This window comes from Streptomyces sp. NPDC026575, from assembly GCF_055567415.1.
In genome coordinates this window covers 1-6189 of record NZ_JBVHQM010000062.1, presented here as the reverse complement: position 1 = coordinate 6189, position 6189 = coordinate 1, and the positions used below count along the sequence as shown (strand labels likewise).

Here is a 6189-nt window from a genome sequence, read left to right as displayed (position 1 = left end):
CGCTATCGAGACGCTCCGGCGCCTTGCGATGCACCGCACCAGACGCCGCGGCCTTTCCGACCCCGACCCATCGGACAGGCCCTAGGTGTATTGACCTGCAGGGTTGTTCACACGGCCGCAGATCGCGCACCTGGGCGTGAGCCTCTCGCTGACGCACCCGCAGCTCAGCCCAAACGGGGTATCTCGATCGCCGGACAACGATCCATCACCATGTCCAGACCCGCGTCGCGCACGCGGTTCCAGGCCGCCTCGTCGACCACTCCGAGCTGGAACCACACGGCCTTCGCCCCCACCGCGACGGCCTCGTCGGCGATTCCGCCCGCCAGCTCGCTGTTGACGAAGACATCGACCACGTCGACCGGGAAGGGGATCGCGTCGAGCGAGGGGTAGCCGGGCTCGCCGTGCACCGTCTCGGCCTTCGGGTGCACCGGCACGATCCGCTTGCCGAAGCGCTGCAGCACCTCCGCGACACCATGGGCCGCACGCTGCTCGTTGGCGGACAGGCCCACCACCGCCCAGGTGTCACCGAGTTCGTTGAGGATCCTGCGGATCGTTCGGGGATCGCCGTACACGCACTGCCTCCTGCGAAGGGAAGGGTCCTGTGCGGATCAACGGCCGGTGTCTTCGGAAGATTCCCGTACGGCGGACGCCCCGCCCGAAGGGGAAGGCGGGCGGGGCGGGCTCGATGGGCCGGCGGGTCAGTTCGCCCCGTGGGCCGCTCCGCTGCCGGCCAGACCGGCCCCGACGACGGTGCTGCCGTTGGCGGCGCGGGCCGGCTTGCCGATCGCGCGGCCGCCGCCCACCGGCTCGGCCCCGCCGGCCCCGGTACCCGGGCGGAGCGCCCCGGCTCCGGCCGCGTCCTGGGCCTCGTCCGGTGTCTCCGCCGCCCCGGCCAGCGTCGCGCGCAGCTCCTCGGTGTCCACGAGCATGCTCACCGGCCCGGTCGGGTTGAGGTACAGCGCATGTCCCGGCGGCAGCTGCTCGACCAGCTCGCTCACCGGGCGCCGGTCGTACAGCAGCCGGCCCACGGACTCGACGTAGCTCTCCGAGGTGTAGACGGGGATGACCGGGGTTCCCTCGGGTGAGGCGGCGGCCAGCGGGGTGCCGGTCGCGGTGACCAGGACCGCGACCTCCGCGTGCGCCAGCGCCTCGGAGACCTCGTGCCCCGGACCGTAGCCGGTCGCGGCCAGCTGAAGCGCGTGGTCGACCGGGTCGGTCGGCTCGGGCCAGTCCAGCATCTGGGGTGACGGACGGTAGTCCGGGTTGTCGCGCCACTCCTCGATCTCGCCCGTCGGGCCCGACCGCCACTGCCCGATCAGCGCCCATAGGGGCGGCTGCCCCTCGCCCTGCCAGGTCAGATCCACCATGGCCAGCCAGTGGTCGGGCGCGTTGCGTGCCGCCTCGACGACCTCCGGCGGGGGCTCGGGCATCTCCTCGCCCGTCACGGGAACGCCCGCCGTCGTCTCCGACTGTGTGCTCTCTTCCATGCAGCCCTCCGCCAACCCGCCGGTACCTGATCTACGAGCGGGGCCCCGGAACACGAGGCTCTCGCACTGGCCTCACAGTGCCCACGGGCGGCGCCGACGTCGCCCCGACGCACCGTGCGGACGGTGCGGGTACGCCGCCTGGCCGTGCGGACCGCGCCCGTACGGCGGGCACCCGAACCCGTTCGGCGGACAGCCCAGCGCGGCGCGGGCCGCCGACGGCCGGCGGTCGGCCTGTCGGTGCGGCCGCATAGGCTGGTCGGATGCAGGAGCAGTACCGCACGCTCGCGCGCGAGGGCGTCCACGAGATCGAGATCAACAAGTCCCGCTTCCTCTGCGCGCTCGCGCCCGTCGCGACCGAGGCCGAGGCGCAGGACTTCATCGCCCGCGTCCGCAAGGAGCATCCGACCGCCCGCCACCACTGCTTCGCCTACGTCCTCGGCGCCGACGGCGGCGTCCAGAAGGCCAGCGACGACGGCGAGCCGGGCGGCACCGCGGGCGTGCCGATGCTGCAGATGCTGGTGCGCCGCGAGGTGCGCTACGTCGTCGCCGTCGTCACCCGCTACTTCGGCGGCGTCAAGCTCGGTGCCGGCGGTCTGATCCGTGCCTACGGCGGCGTCGTCGGCGAGGCGCTGGACGCGCTGGGCACGGTCACCCGGCAGCGCTTCCGGCTGGTGACCGTCACCGTCGACCACCAACGGGCGGGCCGGGTCGAGAACGACCTGCGGACGACGGGACGGGCGGTGCGCGAGGTGACGTACGGGGCGGAGGTGCGCATCGAGGTCGGGCTCCCGGAGGCGGATCTCGACGCCTTCCGCGCCTGGCTCGCGGACACGACGGCCGGTACGGCGCGGCTGGAGCTCGGCGGGGAGGCGTACGGGGAGCTGTGACCGGCGGGCCGGCCCGCCCGCCCGAACCGGATCGCCGTGGAGCGGTTCGCCCGCCCGCCCGTCGCCCGCCCGCCGCCGGTCGGGCAGGTGCGTCGGCCGCCCCGGAAAGTACCGCCCGGACCGGTGCGCCGGCGCGGCGATCGTGCCAGCCTGTGGCCCGGCGGCAAAGGGCCGTCGGCCCGGTGTGCGGGCCGGCACGAGAAGGGGCGGGCCGTGCCTGAACTCCTCGACGAGCGGGTGGGATTCGTCCGCCGGATCGGCCTGTTCCAGGCCACCGCCATCAACATGAGCCAGATGTGCGGCGACTGACTCAGAATGAAGCGAAGGAGCGCGGACGGGAGAGCCGTTGGGTCACCCGTGGCGACTGCTACCTCTACCTCTAGGATGGCGTTTCCGCAGTTCACAGGCGTGTACCCACCGGGATGGGTGTGCGTTGAGGGCGCATCGGGGCCCGGACTGCACGCGCGGTCCGAGCCTCGACTTCACGCCGCTTCGGCTTCCTGGGGAGAATCTGGGGAGAATGAGTCTGGGGCGGCCTCGAACCAGGCGTCCATCGCCGCCCGCCCGCGGCCATCCGCCTCGGGCATCATGTGCGCGTAGATCCGGAGCGTGATGCTCGGGTCTGTGTGGCCTAGCCACTTCGATACTGCTACCACGTTTTCCCGAGCGTCCAGGTGCACCGACGCGAAGGTATGCCTCAGGGCGTGGAACCCGTGTTCCCTGCTCTCCTCGTACTTCAGCACGGTGCACTTTCTCTTGCCGTCGCTGGAGACTTGCTTGAGCGTCTCAGGTTCTGTGATGACGCCAGCCGCGGCGAGGGCGGGCTTCCAGTGGCGCATGTTCCAGCTATCCCTGCGGAGCGGGCCACCCTGTACCGCGGTGACGACCAAGAGATGCGTTTGGGGCGCCCAGTCCTTGCGTTCCTTCTCCGAGGTCGGCGTGTCCGGGTTCATCCAGGGAAGGGTCACGCCAGATGCAGGGAATGCCTTGAGGTGGCCTCGTAGCCTGCTCGCCACCTGCCTCGGCAGCGGCACATCGCGCGTCTTGCCCCCCTTGGGCGGCGCAAAGACGAGTTTGCCGCCGATCTTGCGGATCTGCCGTCGGACATGGAGAACGCCGGCCTCCTCGTTGATGTCCTCAACGGACAGCCCGAAGACTTCGCCCTGCCGCAGCCCGACCCCTACGCCCAGGTCGATCATTACCTGGAACCGCGGGTGCATGGCCTTTTGTACGGCTCGAACTCGATCGCGCTGCCAAGCGCGTGCCTTGCGCTCCGGCCGCTTCGGCAGCCCGGCCTTGGCAGATCGATAGGTGGCGTAGTTCCGAGGGATCCGCTCGTCCTCAACAGCCATCTGCAGAATGGACGACAGGTAGCCCCAGGCCGCGAGCGCGGTCCCTGCGCCGGTCTGCTTGTTGAGGTCTTTCACGAAGGCGCGCAACTGTGCGACCTTGATCGCGTTGAGCTTCTGGTGTCCAACGAGCGGGATGACGTGGTTCCACACGCGGCCCCTGACAGTTTGAAGTGTGGACACATCGCCCGTAACTGACGGCCACCACTCATCCTCGATGTACTTGGCGAGTGTCAGTTCCCCGCGCCGAGAATCAACGAAGTCCCCAGACTTGCTCTTGCTCTGAGCGTCGGCGAGCCATGCATCCGCCCCGTCGGGACCGGTCTTGTTGTCGAAGGAGCGGTCGCGGACGCCGGGGATTCCGGCGACCCGCCACCGCTTGCCTTTGCCGTACCGGGCGGTCTTGCGCTTCTTACCAGTCTTGGGATCGGGCTTCTTGGTCCACCAGCGATCCTCGATGTATCCGGCCATGGGGCTCCTTGAGCAGAGGTGAGCGCATGGACACGATCTCACCTCGCCACAGCTGGAACCACTGTCCTCCGGCGAGGAGTTCCTGGACGACGGAGTTGAGTGCGACCACTCCCTCGGGGAGGAAGAGGCCGCGGTAGAGCTCGAACCGGAGCGTGCCGCGGGTTTCGCGGACAGCTACGGGCTCGTCGAAGGTTCGCCCCTTGTCGTACACGTACTGGACGTCGATCATCCTGCACCCCTATGCCGTGGGAACAGGGGTGTGGGGGAGTCCCCTGATGTGACGGGTTGAATCCGGAAAGCTACCCTCCGAAATTTGAACCCACAACAAGGTTCCGCAAATCGTTCCGATATGCGCCGTCTTGTTTGGGTGTCGCCGTCACTCTTCGTCGAAGCCCTCAACGGCTTCGATCATCGCCCGCCAGCGGCGCTTGGCGCTCGGCGTCATGCCCGCCAGATGCGCGACGATCACGCGCACGTCATCGTCGTACCCGGACAACTCGGTGGCCCTGTAGTCGAGGAACTGGCGTGCCGCAGCGCGCTGCACGACGGCAAGGGGCTGCCGGAGGGCGGCGGCGATAGCTCGGAGGCGCGAGGCGTTGGGGGCGGTCGTCACGGCATTGGTGGCGAGCTTCTGCATGTAGGGCTTCGAGAGCTGTTCGCCGGATTCCGGGTCGATCGCGCGGTCGGCCAGCTGCTGGTATGAGGCGCCGGCGTCATTGGCCTCGCGCACCAGGCGGCTCAGCTCGTCGCGGTCCATCTGTTCGGCAAGGGAGTCGGGCACGGCTGACTCCTTGTGGTGCTGACGGTCGGCGGCCGCCTCCATGTCATCGTCCCTTCGAGTTTCATCCACGGTCGTCTCGTCTCTGGGCCGCGCTGACTCTACAAATCGCAGGTCAATCCCTACAACCATTCCCCGCCCGCAGACGAATCGTCTACGGATTGAGGTTAGCGCTCAAGCTACCGCGCGGAAACTTCGAATCTGGCCGTTCGGATCGGTAGACGAACCGGCTCCGGTTGTGCTTATCTGTTCCCATCAAGAACCGATCTGTTCCAATGGAGATCCGTTGAGAGTGCGCTACCGGCTCCGCGACAGAGGTGTCTTGCAGTACCTCATGCAGCACCCCGGGCGCGGCACTCCATACACAGTCAGATCACTGGCGGAAGCCACCGGTCTGAGCCACCACTCACTCATAGGGCACCTGGTCAGCGGGCGCCGCGCCGAATGCGACGCGAGCACCGCCCACGACATCGCGGAGTCCCTTGGCGTCGCCGTACTGGTGCTTTTTGCGCCCCCGGCGTCTCCGGATCCGACCAACACGGATCCCAACCCCGCCCCACCGGACTAAGGAGAACACGTGGCCAGCAGGACACCCCCGGACGGCTTCGTCTTCATCAGAGACAGCACCAAGGGCCCCGGCATCGCCTCACGGCTCGGTATCACGGCCGAGACCTACCGCAAGTGGCGCATGGCCGGAAAGGGTCCCGAGACCTTCATCCTCGGCAACAACGTCTGCGCCCGTATCGAATCCGTAGACGCCTACCTCAGAGACCTGGAGCTGCAGGCTCAGCAGCTCTCGCAGGACTCCCGCCCGCCGGAGGCGCGACGCCCCAAGCGGTCCGCGTCGCGGCAGGCGCGGAAGACCCCCAGCGACTCCCACTGTGAGCTCGCCCTCGCCGGCTGAGCTACCCGCCGCCTAGGCGGCAATCGGCCCCACCAGCCGGGCTTCCACACACCGGCAGCGGGGCCTAGACGCACCACCCACACCCAACTGAAGGGCAGGCGTCATGGACGTCATCATCGCATCAACATCCACCCCGTACACATCCCCTCTCTCGCCGGTGGAGCGCGCGGCGCTCAGGGTCGCGGAGTACGCGGCGATCACCGGCCGGCCGGAGCTCACCACCGCGATCGTCATGGAGCTGCAGGCGGCCGGCCTGCTGGCCACCGCGGTTCGGCGTGATGCGGCCGTCGAGTACGAGTGCCCGCAGTGCCAC

Annotated in this window: 8 protein-coding genes; 3 read left to right on the top strand and 5 right to left on the bottom strand. The window is 69.0% G+C overall.

What is annotated here, in order from left to right; all coding sequences use genetic code 11:
- Nucleotides 1-164: 164 nt before the first annotated feature.
- Together ACZ4NB_RS38625 and ACZ4NB_RS38620 are read right to left on the bottom strand one after the other, a co-directional pair.
- On the bottom strand, nt 165-572 hold the full coding sequence (locus tag ACZ4NB_RS38625) for a CoA-binding protein (protein ID WP_467667738.1): 408 nt from the start codon (nt 570-572) through the stop codon (nt 165-167).
- Between the two features lie 126 nt (nt 573-698).
- On the bottom strand, nt 699-1487 hold the full coding sequence (locus ACZ4NB_RS38620; protein WP_467667737.1) for a type VII secretion system-associated protein: 789 nt from the start codon (nt 1485-1487) through the stop codon (nt 699-701).
- A 260-nt stretch (nt 1488-1747) separates the two neighbouring features.
- Between ACZ4NB_RS38620 and ACZ4NB_RS38615 the strand changes: the two genes are divergently transcribed.
- Complete coding sequence (locus ACZ4NB_RS38615; RefSeq protein ID WP_467667736.1) at nt 1748-2374, top strand: YigZ family protein; 627 nt, start codon at nt 1748-1750, stop codon at nt 2372-2374.
- 482 nt (nt 2375-2856) lie between these two features.
- On the opposite strand, the gene ACZ4NB_RS38610 is transcribed toward ACZ4NB_RS38615, so the two are convergent.
- The 3 genes from ACZ4NB_RS38610 to ACZ4NB_RS38600 form a co-directional block, all read right to left on the bottom strand.
- Nucleotides 2857-4194: a site-specific integrase gene (locus ACZ4NB_RS38610; protein ID WP_467667735.1), complete on the bottom strand. Its 1338-nt coding sequence runs from the start codon at nt 4192-4194 to the stop codon at nt 2857-2859.
- Nucleotides 4136-4423 carry a hypothetical protein gene (locus ACZ4NB_RS38605; RefSeq protein ID WP_467667734.1) on the bottom strand — a complete coding sequence of 96 codons (288 nt, stop codon included), beginning with the start codon at nt 4421-4423 and terminating at the stop codon, nt 4136-4138. Before ACZ4NB_RS38605 ends, ACZ4NB_RS38610 begins: the two co-directional genes overlap by 59 nt.
- A gap of 147 nt (nt 4424-4570) precedes the next feature.
- Nucleotides 4571-4975, bottom strand: coding sequence for a hypothetical protein (locus ACZ4NB_RS38600; protein WP_467667733.1), 405 nt, complete (start codon nt 4973-4975; stop codon nt 4571-4573).
- Between the two features lie 574 nt (nt 4976-5549).
- Here ACZ4NB_RS38600 and ACZ4NB_RS38595 point away from each other — a divergent pair.
- Both ACZ4NB_RS38595 and ACZ4NB_RS38590 read left to right on the top strand, forming a co-directional pair.
- A complete protein-coding gene (locus ACZ4NB_RS38595; RefSeq protein ID WP_467667732.1) occupies nt 5550-5876 on the top strand; it encodes a hypothetical protein in 327 nt (108 codons plus the stop codon).
- 103 nt (nt 5877-5979) lie between these two features.
- On the top strand, nt 5980-6189 hold a 210-nt coding region (locus ACZ4NB_RS38590), incomplete at its 3' end, for a hypothetical protein (protein ID WP_467667731.1).